Annotated in this window: 14 protein-coding genes; 3 read left to right on the plus strand and 11 right to left on the minus strand. The window is 39.0% G+C overall.

Going from position 1 to position 17,513, the window contains the following annotated elements; genetic code table 11:
* Positions 1 to 5: 5 nt before the first annotated feature.
* The gene (locus tag U735_RS0109085; RefSeq protein WP_083260630.1) at positions 6 to 506 is read right to left on the minus strand and encodes a hypothetical protein; all 501 of its coding nucleotides are present in this window, start codon (positions 504 to 506) and stop codon (positions 6 to 8) included.
* 28 nt (positions 507 to 534) lie between these two features.
* Positions 535 to 3,471, minus strand: a complete 2,937-nt coding sequence (locus U735_RS0109090; RefSeq protein ID WP_034248346.1) for a TonB-dependent receptor — start codon at positions 3,469 to 3,471, stop codon at positions 535 to 537.
* Between the two features lie 1,594 nt (positions 3,472 to 5,065).
* Between U735_RS0109090 and U735_RS0109095 the strand changes: the two genes are divergently transcribed.
* Positions 5,066 to 5,524, plus strand: coding sequence for an Lrp/AsnC family transcriptional regulator (locus U735_RS0109095; RefSeq protein ID WP_031443526.1), 459 nt, complete (start codon positions 5,066 to 5,068; stop codon positions 5,522 to 5,524).
* A gap of 255 nt (positions 5,525 to 5,779) precedes the next feature.
* Here U735_RS0109095 and U735_RS0109100 read toward each other — a convergent pair whose 3' ends face one another.
* From U735_RS0109100 to U735_RS0109110, 3 genes are read right to left on the minus strand one after another with little or no spacing between them, the layout of a single operon-like run.
* Positions 5,780 to 7,159, minus strand: a complete 1,380-nt coding sequence (locus U735_RS0109100) for an NAD(P)(+) transhydrogenase (Re/Si-specific) subunit beta (RefSeq protein WP_031443527.1) — start codon at positions 7,157 to 7,159, stop codon at positions 5,780 to 5,782.
* Positions 7,159 to 7,467, minus strand: coding sequence for an NAD(P) transhydrogenase subunit alpha (locus tag U735_RS0109105; RefSeq protein ID WP_031443528.1), 309 nt, complete (start codon positions 7,465 to 7,467; stop codon positions 7,159 to 7,161). Before U735_RS0109105 ends, U735_RS0109100 begins: the two co-directional genes overlap by 1 nt.
* 11 nt (positions 7,468 to 7,478) lie before the next feature.
* The gene (locus tag U735_RS0109110; protein WP_031443529.1) at positions 7,479 to 8,579 is read right to left on the minus strand and encodes a Re/Si-specific NAD(P)(+) transhydrogenase subunit alpha; all 1,101 of its coding nucleotides are present in this window, start codon (positions 8,577 to 8,579) and stop codon (positions 7,479 to 7,481) included.
* 152 nt (positions 8,580 to 8,731) lie between these two features.
* Here U735_RS0109110 and U735_RS25710 point away from each other — a divergent pair, with 152 nt between their 5' ends.
* Entirely contained in the window at positions 8,732 to 8,881 is a 150-nt protein-coding gene (locus tag U735_RS25710; RefSeq protein ID WP_198036628.1) for a hypothetical protein, read from the plus strand.
* Between the two features lie 318 nt (positions 8,882 to 9,199).
* Here U735_RS25710 and U735_RS0109120 read toward each other — a convergent pair whose 3' ends face one another.
* The 6 genes from U735_RS0109120 to U735_RS0109145 all read right to left on the minus strand — a co-directional run bounded on the left by U735_RS0109120 (position 9,200) and on the right by U735_RS0109145 (position 16,703).
* Positions 9,200 to 11,086 carry a monovalent cation:proton antiporter-2 (CPA2) family protein gene (locus tag U735_RS0109120; protein ID WP_031443530.1) on the minus strand — a complete coding sequence of 629 codons (1,887 nt, stop codon included), beginning with the start codon at positions 11,084 to 11,086 and terminating at the stop codon, positions 9,200 to 9,202.
* Positions 11,083 to 11,688, minus strand: a complete 606-nt coding sequence (gene kefF, locus U735_RS0109125) for a glutathione-regulated potassium-efflux system oxidoreductase KefF (RefSeq protein WP_031443531.1) — start codon at positions 11,686 to 11,688, stop codon at positions 11,083 to 11,085. The genes U735_RS0109120 and kefF overlap by 4 nt, the downstream gene beginning before the upstream one ends.
* A 79-nt stretch (positions 11,689 to 11,767) precedes the next feature.
* Positions 11,768 to 13,036: a mechanosensitive ion channel family protein gene (locus tag U735_RS0109130; protein ID WP_031443532.1), complete on the minus strand. Its 1,269-nt coding sequence runs from the start codon at positions 13,034 to 13,036 to the stop codon at positions 11,768 to 11,770.
* Between the two features lie 248 nt (positions 13,037 to 13,284).
* Positions 13,285 to 14,178 (minus strand): sugar phosphate isomerase/epimerase family protein, encoded by an 894-nt coding sequence (locus tag U735_RS0109135; RefSeq protein WP_031443533.1) that lies wholly within the window; start codon positions 14,176 to 14,178, stop codon positions 13,285 to 13,287.
* Between the two features lie 63 nt (positions 14,179 to 14,241).
* Entirely contained in the window at positions 14,242 to 15,654 is a 1,413-nt protein-coding gene (locus U735_RS0109140) for an alkaline phosphatase D family protein (protein ID WP_232233210.1), read from the minus strand.
* Between the two features lie 137 nt (positions 15,655 to 15,791).
* A complete protein-coding gene (locus tag U735_RS0109145; RefSeq protein WP_031443535.1) occupies positions 15,792 to 16,703 on the minus strand; it encodes a LysR family transcriptional regulator in 912 nt (303 codons plus the stop codon).
* 93 nt (positions 16,704 to 16,796) lie between these two features.
* On the opposite strand from U735_RS0109145, the gene U735_RS0109150 reads away from it, so the two are divergent.
* Positions 16,797 to 17,432, plus strand: coding sequence for an NAD(P)H-dependent oxidoreductase (locus U735_RS0109150; protein WP_051892035.1), 636 nt, complete (start codon positions 16,797 to 16,799; stop codon positions 17,430 to 17,432).
* Positions 17,433 to 17,513: the final 81 nt, after the last annotated feature.

The raw sequence follows: 17,513 nt of genomic DNA on the forward strand, positions 1-17,513 counted from the left end.
AATTTTTAATTACTTTCTACCGGATCGGCATTTGCGCCTATATTTCCTGAGGCGACAACCGTATTGTCTGTTTCGCTCAGGTAAATGTTTATGTGCGCATCCAGGTCTAGGAGTCCATCATAAAAGGAAGTGTCGCTAATGACGTAAAACTTGTTGTCATTTAGTTCGCCCGTATCTCCGGAAACCGTATCCAGAGTTAGCAGGGTAGTTGTTCCCACTCCTGAGGCACCTTCTAAAATGAGTGCAGGATGTTGTTGCCCTTCAATGGTGTTATAAAGGGAAACCTGAACAAGTGTTCTGTTTAGGGTACCTTTCCAGAAAACCACGCGCCCATATACATTGGATCCACTGGGATCCGCAGCATCGATAGTATAGGCAGTGTAATTTCGTAATGTTCCCCCGCCTTCGGCGGCCTCTAATGCAGCTTCTGGCATTTCTTGCTCACATGAAGCAGTGAAGAAAACAAGAAATAGTAAACTAATTATTTTTATAGATGTATGTTTCATATCTTTTATTTTTTATAGCGTTAGCAGATTAGAATCCAAAAGTTAGTCTAGCGAAATAATATGCACCGTTAGAACCTTGCTGATAGTTGGAGTAGAGGTAGAATCCTCTTTCTTCTGCTCTCAGGATATCTGGGTACTTATTAAAGATGTTATTGCCCCCTACAGTTAATGCAAGCTTATCCGTAAAGTTGTGGGTAACTCCTATATCGGTAACAAATTGAGCAGAGAAGGTTTGATCGGAATATCCTTCAGAACCATCATTAAGAGTTCTGAAAGTGTTGTCCAATGAAGTTACCTCCCCAAAATAAGATCCCCTTAGCATCCCTGACCATTTGCCCCAAGAATAGGTTCCAGAACCAATAAAGGTGGTATTTGGTGTACCTGATTCGAATTGACCTATGGAAGACCTGTTTACGTATTTAGTTTCCAATTCCTCATCGGTCAAAACCGTATTAAGGTCTGGAACACTTGCCCCTTCAAAAGTGTTTTCACGGAATACCCCTGAAAGTGTTAGGCCTAACATGCCTTCACCCACTTTTTCTCTATAGTTGGCTACTATTTCAACACCTTTGGTGCTTATGTCTCCACCATTAATTCTAAAACTTGCCAATCCGGAACCAATAATAGGAGCCAATACAGGAGCTTCGCTAGCGTTAAAATTATCGGTTTCAAAGATCCGATCCTGAATATCAATTTTATATGCGTCTACCGTTAGATCTATTTTGTTGAAGAGACGGGTAGTAAAACCTAGACTTAAGTTGGTGGATTGTTCCTGTCTAAGAGTTTCAATACCAATTGCCCGTGCGGCACTACTTGTATTTGGGTAAAGCGTTCCATCAAAAGGATCAAGACCTACAAAGAAGGTAAAGGTGTGTGAATAATTCAATTCTTGTAGTGAAGGAGCTCTAAAGCCAGTGCTGAAAGATCCTCTCAAGGCAAAGTTGTCCAAGATGGAGTATCTAGTAGCTATTTTACCTGTAAAGACATCTCCAAAATCTGAATAGTTCTCTGTACGCAGGGCACCTGTCAGCAACCATTTTTCGGTAACATCAAGTTCTGCATCCAAATAAGCGGCGGTAACCGAGCGAAACTCGTTGGCCTCATTCTCAGGAGCAAAGCCTCTAAAACACTGACAGTTGGGGCTATAGAACTTATTTATGTTAGTACTGGCCTCACCATAAGGCAGAACTACTGGGCTGCCATCTGCATTCACAATGGGTTCGGAGTTAAGATCTTCCATGGGAAAACCATCAGGACCCAATAATGCTTCGTTGTCCGTAGTGGCGGTATAAATTCCGGCATCGCCTATAGAGTAACTTTCTGCCTGACCTGCCTCAATTTGGTAATTTTCTACCCTTAGTTCTACTCCTATAGCAACGTTTAGTCCAGATAATACATCATCAAAATATTTGGATACATCAAAATTGGTGGTGTTCTGGTAGAAACTATGTGTTCCCAAATCCATTGTTGTCGGTGACTCGGATTGTAAACTTGCATTGAAGGTATTGAACATGTCATAATTCATTTTGTTTCTTCCGAAGGTGTTGCTGAAATCAAAATTGAAATCGCCTAGGGTACCATCAATTCCACCTGTAAAGGCTATGTTGGTCTGGGTACTGGCAATTTGAGGCCTAAATCCATTCGGGAACAAGTCAAAGTTGGCACGATCGGCCTGGGCCGGTCTTCGATAAAAGCAGCTGTACCCAGCAGTGTATTTATATCCAAAATCACCAAAAGAATAAAATTCTATATCCTCATTGATGGGCAATGCCATGTTGTAGGCCAATACTCCTAGATTGGATGCTGCAGTACCTGCATAGGTAGAGAAGTCTTTATAAGTTAAGCCTCTTGCAGCCATAAGTCCGGTATCGGTCCTAAGGTCATCGGCAAGTGCGGTATTGCCTGAAGCCTGTGCCGCTACCAGTTCTGGGTTGGTTATGATAATATTCCCTTGGGCATCGGTACGCTCATTGTTTAGGTATGCATCTCCATAAGGCGTAGCATTACTTATATTGGGGCGAACTGTTGCTTCGGCCTGGCGGTAAAGTCCCGTAAGGTTTAAGTAGCCACCTTCTTCGAAGGAGATTCCATAATTTCCAGCCAATTGATAATTGATACCATCTGGCTCGGTATCTTTCAACAAAGCCTGATTTTCTTCACTTACATCGGTTCCGCTAAGATCTGGGGCGGAATTTGGGAATCCGCCCACAGTAAAATTTCCGGTAAACTCTCCAGTGCCTTTTTTTAATACAACGTTCATTACACCGGCAATGGCATCGGAACCGTATTGTGCCGAGGCACCGTCCCTTAAAATTTCTACCCTGTCAATAGCATCTGGGACAATGAAGCTCATATCCGTGGCATTTGCAGCCGATCCTGTTTGCGAACCTGCCAAAAGTGCCGAAGTATGCCTTCTCTTACCATTTATAAGTACCAACATTTGGTTCGGGGCAAGACCACGAAGCGTTGGAGGGTCGACGGCAGACGAAAGGTCACCACCCTGGGAGCGAAAGGCGCTAAAAGAGGGTGCTGAAGCGACCAGCATTTGCGCCAGGTCCATCTGCGGCATATTAATAGCCTGTTCCTTTATACTAATAACATCGACGGGGGCAGTAGTTTCCAATTTGGTCCTACCTTTACTTCTAGAGCCAATAACTATAGTTTCCGTTAACATTTCAGCAGCTTCGGGAAGGGTTACGGTAATATTGGTTCTTCCTCCTATTAGAATTTCCTTATTTGCGTAACCTAATGATGATAATAATAAAACTGCGTCGGATTCGGCGTCAATGGAAAAATTTCCGTCAAAATCCGAGATACTTCCTTTAGTGGTACCCTTGATTACTACATTCACGCCTGGTAGGGGGGTACCGACTTCATCTGTAACTTTTCCAGATACAGTAATTTGTTGGGCGTTCATCGCTAGCATACTGAATAGTGCGAGTGATAGTATTAGAGCTTTCTTCATATACAATAGTTTAAGGTAGTTAGTAAACAATGTTGTAGGCATACCAATTTCAATCGTTTCCATGGCCATGGAAATTCAACTGTACACCTGGTAAAAGGAAAGTTCCGGATACTTAACTATCAAAAAACAACTCTACTTTTGTTGTTAAATGACTTTACAAATTTAACGATACATTGGCATAAATAAAATTTTGACAGTTTTGTAAAAGCCTGTATTATAGGTAGATATAGGGATAAAACTAATCATATCGCTATTATAAATTTACTTTTCTACCGAAATGTCAGCTTTTTAAATTTTAAAGAACAAATGCTGTCATAATGATCAATTTTGCAAATAATTCATTTTTATGATTATGATAAAAAGCCTCTTATCTAGAATACATTAAAATCAGTATTTACTCACATTTCTTATCATATTATTGATGTTTTTTGCAAAATGGTAAATTAAATTTATCAGAATGGGCTGTTAAAACGATTTTATTGAATATTTTTCATCGTTATTTTTGCAAAAAACTGACACATATGTTTATTATGATCTAAAAAGTGTTAAAACGATATGATTTGATCTTGGATGGGCGTTTTTGCAAGTTTTGTACAGGGGTAGGTCTTAGTTTTCATCCACAGGGTTTATTATTACCCCCAATTCCTTGGAGATATTACTAGTCTGGTCCAATAATAGGGGTTCAAGTTGTTCTAGTATATTATAGCTAATACAATAGGAGCAACTTTCAGTGCCCGGACTATTAAAGGAAACCAGTTAAACGCATAGTGCTAAATTATCTTAATTGTTGTAAAGGATAGAGACATTGGTCCGTAATGGCAAATAGGGAATTCAAACTAAAAACGGAATGATTAATGGAATTGGGGTTAAGGGTTAACCTTTATTATAAACATGGATAATATTGTATTAAAACTAAATCAATATTGGAAAAATGTATACCTATATATATAGGAGTCGATTTTTTCTTTTGAACAACTGCTTAGGGCATGGGTAAAAGTTCCAAAAACTAAATGGATTAGGATGTTTTTGTTCTTGTCAATTATCGGGATAAAGGAAAGCTATAAAAGAGAATCCTTAATTATAGCCTATAATAGCAGCAGACCTAATTCTTACAATTGGAAAAGGAGCCTAGTTCCTGTTGCCATTAGGCAATGGTTCCAAATATTGAATATTTAAAGGTTGAGGTATTTAGTTGATAGAGATCATGGGAGTTGACCCCAAGATTTCAATAAAGGAGACTGTTTCTATACAAAACTAAATAAATGATAGTTTAATCCATTATTATATATCATATATATAGATATTATCAATTTTTATAATGATATGTTAGAATTTAAAATTCAAGGTTTAGAGGCCAATGTAAGGAACAAAAAAATGAAAAAATGATTTTTAATAATATGAAAAATCCTACTTCTGAAAAATGACATAAAATTATTTTTACATCCTTTTATTATCATATTATTAGTGTTTTTCGTTAAATGATGAATTAAATTTACTGAAACTTATAATTATCAGAATAAAACACAGCATTTCGCAGTTGATGTTATACGAATAACAGATATTTAATGGTCTAGATAATCTCAAATTGAACAATATGAAAGATAGAATAGATGAAATGGATTTCAAAATTTTAAGTTTGCTGGCAGACAATGCACAGATGCCCTATACCGAAGTAGCTAAAAAGGCGGGTATTTCCCCAGGCACTGTACATGCCCGGACAAAGAAAATGATAAATTTGGGGCTGATAAAGGGGGCAACCCTAAATCTGGACTACAGCAAGATTGGATGGAAAATGACCATTTTTCTAGGAGTTTATCTACGTGAAAGTTTTATGTACAAACAAGTTATCGAGGCCCTGCAAAAGGTGCCGGAAGTGGTCAAAATTCACCACAGTACTGGCAAGTACGATATTTTTCTTAAAATGCACGCCAGGGATAGTATGCATTACCGTGATGTATACCAAGATACTATTTTAACCATAGACGGGATAAAAGGGGTAGAGTCTTTTATGTCCGTGGAAGAAAACATGAGCCGACATATTTCTTTTGAGTGATTTGTATTTTTCCAACTATAGGTTCTCCTAATATGATAAAAATAGATTGACCATTAAAACAAATGGTTTCATTTTACCTCATTGATTGCGGTATCAGCACTTCTATTAAGTAGTTTCATGGATATTGAATCCACTAAGAACAAGGGGGCGACCAATAAATCTCGCCCTCTTGTTTATGAATTTTTAGATGCTACAGGGCCCTAAACCCACCAATTATACCTCCACTTAAGAATAACCTGAAATACTTCATAGGATTTAGATATTTTTCATTTCCGCCACCAAATCTGTCAAAGCCGCCTTGGCGTCACCGAAAAGCATGGAGGTTTTGGTATTATAGAACAATTCGTTCTCTATCCCTGCATAACCAGCGTTCATACTCCGTTTGTTTACGATGATATGTTTGGCATTTTCCACATCCAAAATTGGCATACCGTAAATAGGACTTGCCGGATTGTTGTGTGCTGCCGGATTAACAACGTCATTCGCCCCAACAACCAATACTATATCGGTATTGCTAAATTGGGGGTTAATATCTTCCATTTCAACCAACATATTGTATTCTACATTGGATTCGGCCAATAACACATTCATATGTCCCGGCATGCGGCCGGCTACAGGATGGATTGCATATTTTACATTTACCCCTCTTTTTATCAATATTCCTTCCAATTCATGAATTACATGTTGAGCCTGTGCAACTGCCAAGCCATAGCCCGGAACTATGACCACATTGTTTGCGTAATTCATCATAATGGCAGCATCGCTGGCCGTGGTGCTTTTTATGGACCCTAAGGCCTTATTCTCACCTGCTGTTGCAGCTGCTCCCCCAAAAGCACCAAAAATTACGGATCCCAAGGTCCTATTCATGGCCTTGCACATTGCCACAGTTAGGATAATACCGGCAGAACCTACCAATATACCCCCCACGAGCATTACCATATTATTATATAAAATACCTGTTATGGCCGCGGCAATACCTGTCAGGGAATTCAATAATGAGATTACCACGGGCATATCAGCGCCTCCAATAGGAAGCACAAATAGAATTCCATAGATAAGGCCGGCAGCCAATAGTGTATACAAAAGCAGTTGACTATCTACGCTGGAAGCGACCATAAATGCCGCAAAAATGATAATTCCAATAATAGTAATGTTGTTTACAATGTTGTAATAGGGTATCCTTACCACGCTTTTTAAGGAGCCGTTCAATTTGCCCCAGGCAATTAAACTACCAGAAAAAGTAATGGCCCCGATTATTATACCTGAAACTATAGTCATGGACTGGGTAGCATTGGTTACATTTTTACCGTATTCCACTAGGCCAATAAGTGCTGCGCTTGCACCCCCAAAACCATTGAATAAAGAGACCAATTCCGGCATCTTCGTCATTTCTACCTTTATGGCGATCAACCAGCCTATGATAGACCCTATAAGAATTGCTATTCCCACTAGGATATATATCAGGGGGGGAACCTCCAATTCATGAACAAAAACAGTTCCCAAAATGGCCAATCCCATACCGGCCGCCGCTATTAGATTGCCTTTTTTTGCCGTTTCCGGGTGGCCCAACATTTTTAGGCCAACTATAAATGTTACGGTTGCAATCAGATATATAATATTCAATAAAACTCCCATTATTTTTTTCTTTTAAACATTTGTAACATTCTATCGGTAACCGCAAAGCCACCTACCACATTTAAGACACCCAGGACAACAGCAATGAATCCCAATGAAAGGGCTACATAATCGGTTGGGTCTGCATGCAACATCACTAAAATTGCGCCGACAATTACAACGCCGCTCAAGGCATTTGCGCCCGACATTAAAGGTGTATGCAAAACAGCAGGAATGCTCTTTATTACCTCTATCCCAACAAATATGGCAAGGATAAGGATATATGTAATCTGTAGGTTATTCTCTATAAATTCCCAAAATTCGTTCATTGTTTAATTATTTAATTTTTTCTAATAGTTCCATTTTGGACGATCAAGGTCTCATCCGTAATTTCTTCCCCCAGATCCCATTTAAAATTGGTCCCGTCGGTTAAGTGTATAATATAGTTGTAGATGTTTTTCGCATATAGATCACTAGCATTTGTGGAAACGCTTCTTGGGTCAATACTGGTGCCAATGACCTTTACTCCATTTTTTACTATGGTCTTATTTATCTCACTTACTTCACAATTTCCCCCTTGGGCAGCGGCCAAATCTATGATTACTGCACCATTTTTCATGTGCATTACCTGTTCTTCCGTAATTAAAATCGGTGCTTTTCTACCAGGGATATTGGCAGTTGTAATAACCAAGTCCGCCTTGAACAATGATTTGTTTACTGCCTCTTTTTGTCTTTTTTGGTAATCTGCCGAGGCTTCCTTGGCGTAGCCCCCTTCTGTTTCCTCTCCCTCGTTGTCTACCGAGATAAATTTGGCCCCCAAGGATTCCGCTTGCTCCTTGGTTTCAGATCTTATATCCGTGGCTTCTACTATAGCTCCCAATCTTTTGGCAGTCGCTATGGCTTGTAGGCCTGCAACCCCAATACCATAGATCAATACCCTGGCGGGAGCAATGGTTCCTGCCGATGTCATCATCAAAGGAAAGATTTTGGTCATTTCAAAGGCTCCCAAAATCACCGCTTTATAGCCCGTCAGATTGTTTTGGGAACTTAATACATCCATATCCTGGGCTCTGGAAATTCTTGGGATGGCATCCATGGAAAATGCGCTAACCCCCTTATTGGCAATAGCCTTGATTAGTTCTGGATTGGATTTGTGGTACAATTTACTGATCAAAATCTGCCCTTTATCGACCAACTTTAAATCTTCTTCATCAAAGGGATTGATTTTTAGGAGTACCTCGGCTTCATGGAAAATGACTGCTCTTTTTTCAACAGCCACCCCAACATTTTTATAATCAGAATCTTTAAAGGACGAGTACTCTCCTGCACCTTCCTCCGCAAGGAGTTCAAATCCTGATGCAATTAATTGTTTTGCAATGTTAGGTGTAATGGCAACGCGTCTTTCTCCATCCAAGGTTTCTTTTAAAATACCTATTTTCATTTTGGTTAATGGTTTGGTTATTTATGATGTAAATTAACTTATTGGTTATGAATATTGAAAATTGGCGAAATTAGAGAATTAACAAAGTATTTTAGGTTATTCATACGAAAGATTACAATTTTTGTGTTAATTGTTTGATAATTTGTAATCGTATGGCAAAACTACTAGGCCATGCCTTTTTATTAATGTTACAATTGGCCATTCAATTCTACAATAATAAGCTTGGAGAGGGATTTGGGCATCCTGTACTGTCTGCCTCTTGTCTATACATTAACCAATTTTATGGGCAGGTCTTTCTTTAAACAGCCTATTAACCTTTTGTAATCCGTTTAGATTAGGAGTATTTTATGGGTTATTTTTAATGTTGCGTGTTTCACCATGGGAATAGGTTTTAGCTGCTGTATACTTACTAGAGTTAAAATTGCAGCTGAAATAACATTTTATGGATTTGTAGGAGACTTTGCCTTTATAGAAATGAAGTGATCTGACTTACCATATCTAAGAAGCGTGGGCAACTTAAACAAGAACCATTAATTGGAGGTTCAATTTTTGTTTTCCAGTGTTCTAGAAGAAATTATAGAGTTATATTGGATGATGTACAAGGATATCTAATCTTATGATTACCGTTCAGGACTTTTATGGGCCGCTCTCATCTGTTCACTATCCCAATGATTGTCAAATTCAATAATTCCTCTTTTAAGATCTTCTTCCAATTGTTTTTCCTGCTGTTTGATCTCTTCTTTGGCCTTAAATATATATTCCTCCTTGGTTTTGGGTCTATCGGTCATTCGTCTCAGGCCTTCCTCATCATATTGAATAAATTTTTGGGCCTGTCTGTAAATGGTGTATTTTCTAAATCCCAAATGGTTCAAAGCATCACCAGCCATCTTAACGGAGGTTTCCAAAGATTCCCTGTACACATCTTCAACACCCATGTTTAATAAATCATACGCATCATATCTATTTTTTGCACGTAACATTAGTTTAACGTTTGGATATTTCTCTTTGACCATTTTGGTAAGATGAATTACGTTATCGCTATTGTCTATAGCGGATATTAGAATCTTGGCCTCTGCTATACCGGCCGATTCCAAAAGATCCATGCGCGTGGCATCCCCGTAATATACTTCAAAACCCATTTTCCTAAGAAGATCTACCCGGTTGGAATCGTTATCCAATATGGTGGCTTCAATGCCATATGATCTGAGGAACCTTCCTACGGTACTTCCAAAATGGCCAAAACCTACCAAAATAACTTTGTGGGTCTTAGCTATATGATCTACCTGTCTTGTTTCTGCTTTTTTGGTTCCAACCCTCGGTAGGATCAATCGTTCATTTATTATTCCAAGTATGGGTGTAAGGGTCATGGTAAGTGCCGTTACAACCAACATCATATCCAACTCTACCCTATCCAGAATATTTAATTGATAGGCAAAAGAAAGTAGAACAAAGGCAAACTCCCCAATTTGGGCCAGCCCAATAGTCAGGAGCAGTCTTTGGTCGGCCTTGAGCTTAAAAATGGCTGCGACCAAGAACAGTATTAGGGCCTTTAAAACAATTACGGCGACTACCAGCCCACTAATCATTAAGGGGTTGTCCCCAATAACAATAAAATTAATGGAGGCACCGACAGCCATAAAGAACAAGCCCAACAAAAGGCCTTTAAAGGGTTCCAAATTACTTTCCAGTTCATGCTTAAATTCACTGGTAGCCAATACCACCCCTCCAAGAAAAGCTCCTAAGGCCGGACTTAGTCCAACCAATTCCATGAGATAGGCCAGGGCAATAACGATTAGCAATGCTGAGGCAGATAGGAGCTCCCTAAGTCTTGTTTTGGCCACCAGCCGCAACATGGGAACAAAGAAATATCTACCGGCAAGAACCACTGTCACTACCGATAGAAAAATGGCCAAGGCCTGAAACCCCAGGGGTAAATTTTCGAGCAGATAGATATGATCCGAATGGTCGTCGGCAATGGCAGCTTTTTCCGAGTCCGTAAGCAAGGGGATAACCGCCAACATCAAAATAACTATAATATCCTGAAAAAGAAGTATGGAAAACGATGAAGCACCGTAGGTGGTATTCATCAATCCATTTTCCTTAATGGTCTGTAAGGTTATGGCAGTGGAGGAGAGGGATACTGCCATGGATATGATCAACGAAACTTTCCAATCAAAGCCGATCGTGGTAAATAACAAGAAGGAAACAATCATGGTACCCAAAACCTGGGCCCCACCCATACCAATTATGGTTTTCCTCATTTGCCAAAAGCTTTTTGGTTCTATCTCAAGGCCTATTAGAAAAAGCATCATGACCACACCAAATTCGGCAAAGTGAAGTATGTCCTGACCTTCATCACCAACAAAGCCTAAAAGATAAGGCCCTATTAGTATTCCTGCCAAGAGGTAGCCCAGTACAGAACTTAATCCGAACTTTTTGGCTATGGGGACACAAATAATTGCGCCGGTCAGAAATACAATTGCTGCAAAAAGTATACTACCGCTCATTTGGATGTTACCTTTTTTAGTTGGGGAGTGTCATTTAAGAATTCACAGTTTCTGATCTTGTCAAAAGGCAAGCTTTGCCGTAATTCACATATTAATTGTTCGTATTTCAAGGTGTATTCTTCCAGGTCCTTATCCGAGATGTTATGGGTTCCCATAACCGTAAATGGCGGAAGATATTCCATGCCACAGAGTCTGGCGGTCTGCTCAAAAGGTCTTAAAAATTCATTTACAGAATAATTATTGCTTCCCTCCGAACAGTAAACGGCCCTGGTTCCCCCAGTGGTAATGACATTTAAACATTTTTTGGATTGTAGTGCCGTGCCATTTGAGCCATAGGCCCATTCGAATTCCAGAACAACATCCATCCATTGTTTCATTAAAGGCGGGCAACTGTACCAATAAAAAGGATGGTGCCAAACAATAACATCATGTTCGGCCAAAAGTTTTTTTTCACTGGTGATATCTATGTTAAAATCAGGATAGCGCTCATATAGGTCATGAAAAGTAACGCCTTCCTTGTTTTCTATCATTTTGACCAGGGCTTTGTTTGCTCTGGATTGTTCAAATTTAGGATGTGCAAACAAAATTAATATTCGATTCATACTATTAATTTAATGGAAAACATGGAAACTTAGGTTTCATTTACAATATTTATGGCATTCCTACCTTGTAATGAGACCCTTACTCTTCAATTTCTATCTCCTCCAAACCATTATTAAAAGTGGTTGGCAGTTCAAATACTTCCAACTCAAAATAGGGTAGCGCCGCCAACAAATGGTCAAAAATATCGGCCATAATATACTCGTAGTTTTCCCAACGCTTATCACTGCTAAAGGCATAAATTTCCAAAGGTATTCCTTGGGAAGTAGGGGGCAATTGTCTGGTCATTAGGGTCATTTTCTGGTTTATAGCGGAATGGTTCTTTAGGTAAGTCTCCACATATTTTCTAAAAACCCCAATATTGGTCAAGTTCCTTCCGTTTATGGCCAATTGTTTGTCAATACCATGCTCTTTGTTGTACGTGTCTATAGTGCTATTTCTAGTTTCTATATATTTGGCAATTATCTGTATACCTTTTAAGGTTTCAATATTTTCTGCAGTAAGGAATTTGATGCTTTTCTGTTTTATAAGCAGGGCGCGTTTAATCCTACGGCCTCCCGAAGCCTGCATTCCCCTCCAGTTTTTGAACGAATCCGAAATAAGTGAATAGGTAGGAATTGTAGTAATGGTCTTGTCAAAATTCTGGACTTTTACCGTGGCAAGTGAAATTTCGGTAACATTGCCATCGGCCCCAAATTTTTCAAAGGTTATCCAATCCCCAATGCGGACCATGTCGTTGATACTTACCTGTATACTTGCTACAAGACCCAAAATGGTATCTTTGAATATCAAAAGGATTACCGCAGAGGCCGCACCCAAGGTGGTAAAGAATTTCCAAATGGTAATGTCGGTCAATACGGCAAAAAAAGTAAGTATCCCTCCAATCCAAGCGAATATCATAAATACTTGAATATAGCTATCCAAAGGCTTGTCCTTCATATGGGGCAAGGTCTTTAGATAATCCTTAATGCTTCTGAGTAAGCTTCTAATCAGCACTAAAACCAGGATTACGGCAAGTATTTCGATTAACTTCAATATAATGCCCTCTACATTTTCAAAATCAAGAAAGGCCAAAGGAAGATAGCGGTACAACAACCATAGGGGTATAATGTGTGCCACATATCTGGGAACCTTATTGAATACTAAAAAATCGTCAAAATTGGTCTTGGATTGTCTAGCGAACCTGACCGATAGGAAACGGAATAGTTTCCAAAGGATATAATCCATTAATAGGGCCACTAAAATTATTCCTATAAAAAGAATTAATGCATTTAGGTAGGAGGCCATATTGGCTTCCAGACCAGATTGGATCAGGTAATCGTAAATTAATCGTCTTAAACCGTTGTTCATGACCAGAATGCAATGTTGAATATTTGGCAAAAATAAGGATTGAGGTTCAGTTGTGGCAGGAGATATTAAAAAAGTATGGTTTGTTGACCCTTATTTTATTGTTTGTTTTGAAAATTCGAGAGTAAGAAAAAAGCTGAATTCTATTTGTTAGAAAGTAATAAATTGAATAATGCCTACTTCATTGAATATATGTTATTCTGTTTTTTTGTGCTAAGGCAAAGGGGACTTTATAAAGTCATGAAGATGGATTATAAATATTGCCGCAGGTGTTTTTTAAAATATTCGGCACTATCCGCCGCACTTTGCATAGGATTTGTCTTAAAATTTCCACCTTGTTCCAAATAATAGAACTCCAATCCCGATTTTTTAGGGTCTGGAAGAATTGATTTGTAATCAATGGATCCATTGCCCAATTCTGAATAGTCCCTACTAATTTTATCCATGTCCTTGATATGCCACATTACGTAACGCCCAGGTTGTTTCTCTATTAATTCCTTCGGAGTTAGTGTGGAGGAATGCATTACCCAGTACATATCCATCTGGAGTTTTACCAAAGAAGCATCCGTTTCGTTTAATATGATGTCAAATCCGCTTTGGCCTCCGTAATCTTCAAATTCATAGCCGTGATTGTGATAGGCAAATCCTAGTCCAGCCTCATTGACTTGTTCCCCGATAAGGTTGAGTTTGTGGGACATTAATTTGAAGTTATCCAAAGTCCGCTGTTCCGGAGCAATATAGGGCCAAGTGATATATTTGCTATCAATAGCCTTGGCTGCCAGAATACACTGATCTACATAATATTTTAACGCCTCATTGGACTTTTCCAAGTAAGGGGAAAAGCTGTAATGTCCGCTTGTAATGGATAATTGCAGGTCATCCAAAATAGTCTTCAATTCAGAAGGGGTATAGCCATAAATAAGGCCCTTGTCAGCATCAAATCCATAGAATTCGAAGTCCTCATAGCCCATTTCCTTTAAGGCCTTAATAGTGGCAAGGGGATTTTCGGCTATATCGGTACGTACAGAAAACAACTGATAACCCATCTTGTATTTTGGTTGCCCCAATATGGAAAATGAACTTAAGGGCATTAAAGCCGATGCGCTTAGGACTGCTGTTTTACCTATAAAATTTCTCCTGTTCATTTGGCAATTTATTATGTTGGGTTAGGGGTATAGCCTTTAATTAAACTTGAAGTTAGTTAATTTTTACCTACTTATGGTTTCCTTGTTCACAATATTGCCATCAACATCATAATGAATAAACTCAATAATAGGAGTATTCCCTTCCCGATGTATTTTTACGGCCAAAAATCCACCCTTGACCCTTAGGAACTTGTGCTCGGGACGTTTATCGTTTGCATCCCATCCCTGGGCATGGGAGTCGCTTGATGGGCCTTGGCTAAATTCCATAAGGCCGGTCTCCGGATCAACGGAAACGTATTGCCAATGCCTATCCCCATTGATTACGAGCATTTTTTGATCGGAAAGGTATTTACGTAACCAATCGCCCTCTGTTTTAAAGGAAACATTGGAATGATTGTCAATTTTTCCTTTGGCCCTATCCGGACCTACCACGGGGGTGGGCGAGCTTAGTATCTTAAAAGTGGCATCCGAGGCTTCCACCGTTTGTTTAAACCACTCTATCTGCTCCTTCCCCCAAATACTTTTGTCTGCTCCGTCAGGAGCTTTATTGTCACTTCTGTAATCCCTACCTTCTACCATCCATATTTGTAGATCTTTTCCCCACCTAAAGGTTCTATAAGATTTGTCCATGATAGGGGCCTGTTCGTTCCAGATTAACAGGCCATCCTCAAAACTCAGTTCACCAAAAGGGGAGGAGGTGGGCATGGCATCGTCCTTTAACAGATCGTGGTCGTCCTTTTGTAAGTAAAGGGGAGTATTGTTGTAGAAATTGTTCAAAGAAGGCCAGGAATTAATGGCGTGCCATTTATGTCTGGCCAATTCTAAATTATAGGCCATGGGCCCGGCTTTGTCGTAATAAACATAATCTCCCGTTTGGCAGTGAAACAGCGGATTTAGTTTTAGCATATTATCATATATCTTAAAGCCTCTTTCAGGATCGTCATAGGACCAAAAGTATTGACAGGTGGAAGAGGTGAAGAGGACAGGTACCACTTCATTTGCTTTGGGAGCAGTGGTAAATCTTCCCTGTATTTCGGTAACGGGTGTTTCAGATCCTTTTCTTCCCCTAATGGTTACAGTATAGTCCGAATTGGATTTTAGACCGGAAACCTTGTGTTTAAAAGTAAAGTCTTTATACTCCGAAACATATTCCCATGGGGTATTTATCACAGTGTCTTTAGAACGGACCTCAATGCTGATTTGCCCGAAGGTACCCTCCACGGCCCCGTCCATTTCATTTACCGGCATATCATTGTCAAAATCGATAGGGCTTCTAAAGGGAGCCCCTTTCTGTTGATGTTTTATGGGTACCGGTTTTTGGGATCGGCACAATCTGGTCCATAATATGGCAGAGGAATCGGTTAATTCTCCTATCTTAAAGCCATTGGTAAAGTATACTTGGTCACTATTTTGGGCTTGTATAGCATACGTCAGAAGAAAAAAAGTCCCTAGAAATAGAATAATACGGTTTTTCACGGTGAATGTTTTTTTGATAGTTATCTGTATATGTACAAACCAAATATATGTTATTTATTCAAACTCCAGTAGCATACAAGAGCCTCCTTGCTTATCCAATATTTGTTGGAGGAATACGGCCCAAAATTTTATATTGCCTAATGTGATGGTTTCATTTTAGATATAAAAATGTCCTGTAGAATGGCCAATTCCTTTTTGTATTTTAAGTCGGTCCTAGAGGCAAAATAGAGAGTGTTTTCGGTAGGGGTGTTACCTTCCCAAACCAATTTAATCTCATTGGAAGCAATGGCATCCTTACAAAGAAAATCGGGAACCAGAGCCAATCCATTTTCATTGCTCAAACATCTGATGATCGAATTTATACTTGGCAAGATGTAATTAGGCTTAAAAGTGGGACGTTTGTTAAAGTTTTTATACCAAAATTTCCTAAAGTGTTCCATTTCATTGGAAGCACTATACCATCTGTGTTGCAAAAGCTCTTGTTCAAGTGTCTGTAGGTCCCCTTTTTTTAGCCGATCTTCTATTTTGAAGATGTCTGTTCGTTTTCCGGCAACCAATACAATACTTTCCTTGGAAAAAGGAGTGTAGTTGACCAAGGTTGTTTTGTTGGTTTGTTTTTTTGGAGTTATTACCAAATCCAATATACCATTGTTCAAGTCTTTTATCAAGTCCATATGGTTTCCAAATTTTGCCACTAGATCGAATTCTAATTTTGGTACTTCTGGCTCTATGATCATTTGAAAGGTTTCAGAACACATGCCAATATGTAATGAAGGATTTTTCTCCTGCGTTGTTTTTTTAAAATGTTGTTCCGCTATCTCCAATACATTAATAGGGTCTATAATGTACTCGTAGAGAAATTTGCCTTCCTCGGTTGGGATCATTTTCCTTGAGGTACGTTCAAAAAGTTTTTTGCCCACGTAGGCTTCCAGGGCATTTAAATGAACACTTACTCCGGGTTGCGAAGCATATAAGGCTACGGAAGCCTTTGTTAAGGTTCCGTTTTCATAGATCTCTTTAAAGGTCCTATACCATTCCAAATTTACCATAACCATTAAAATTTTAATACAAAGGTATAATTTGTATTATTTTTAATATACATGTATTCCTTTTATTTTTACACCATAATTAAAATGGTAAGCATGAAAAAGATATTTATTATTAATGGGGGACACCCATTTGCGCATTCAGGAGGCAGGTTTAATGAGACTTTGTTCAATACAACTATTGCGCACTTCCAATCCTTGGAAGGGTACGCTGTTAAATCTACAGAGGTAGGGGACAATTACGATTCCAAAGCGGAAGTGGAAAAGTTTAAATGGGCAGATTTAATTATATACCATACTCCTATTTGGTGGTTTCAATTGCCTTTTGGCTTTAAAAAGTATATTGACGAGGTTTTTACAGACGGACACCAAAATGGTATTTACCACAGTGATGGAAGAAGTAGTAAGAATCCGGCCATTAATTACGGTACCGGTGGACTTTTAAAAGGTAAAAAGTATATTTTAACTACAAGCTGGAATGCACCAAAGGAGGCATTTACCTTGGAAGGGGAGTTCTTTAATGAGACATCCGTAGATGATGGGGTAATGTTTGGATTTCATAGAATGAATGCCTTTGCCGGATTGGAAAGACTTGCGACCCATCACTTTCACGATATGGAGAAAAATGCAGATGTTGAAAAGGAGTTGAAAGATTATAGGGATTTCTTGAGCCAAACGGAGAACAGGTTTATTTTGGAGGAATGTTCTGCTGAGTTAATAAATGCCGGCTAATGTCAAGACAAAATCCTTAGGCTTAAACATTAACTATAGCTTTGGTCCACTTCAACCGATAAGGAAATTCCATTAGGATCA

Source organism: Arenibacter algicola, from assembly GCF_000733925.1.
Taxonomy (GTDB): domain Bacteria; phylum Bacteroidota; class Bacteroidia; order Flavobacteriales; family Flavobacteriaceae; genus Arenibacter; species Arenibacter algicola.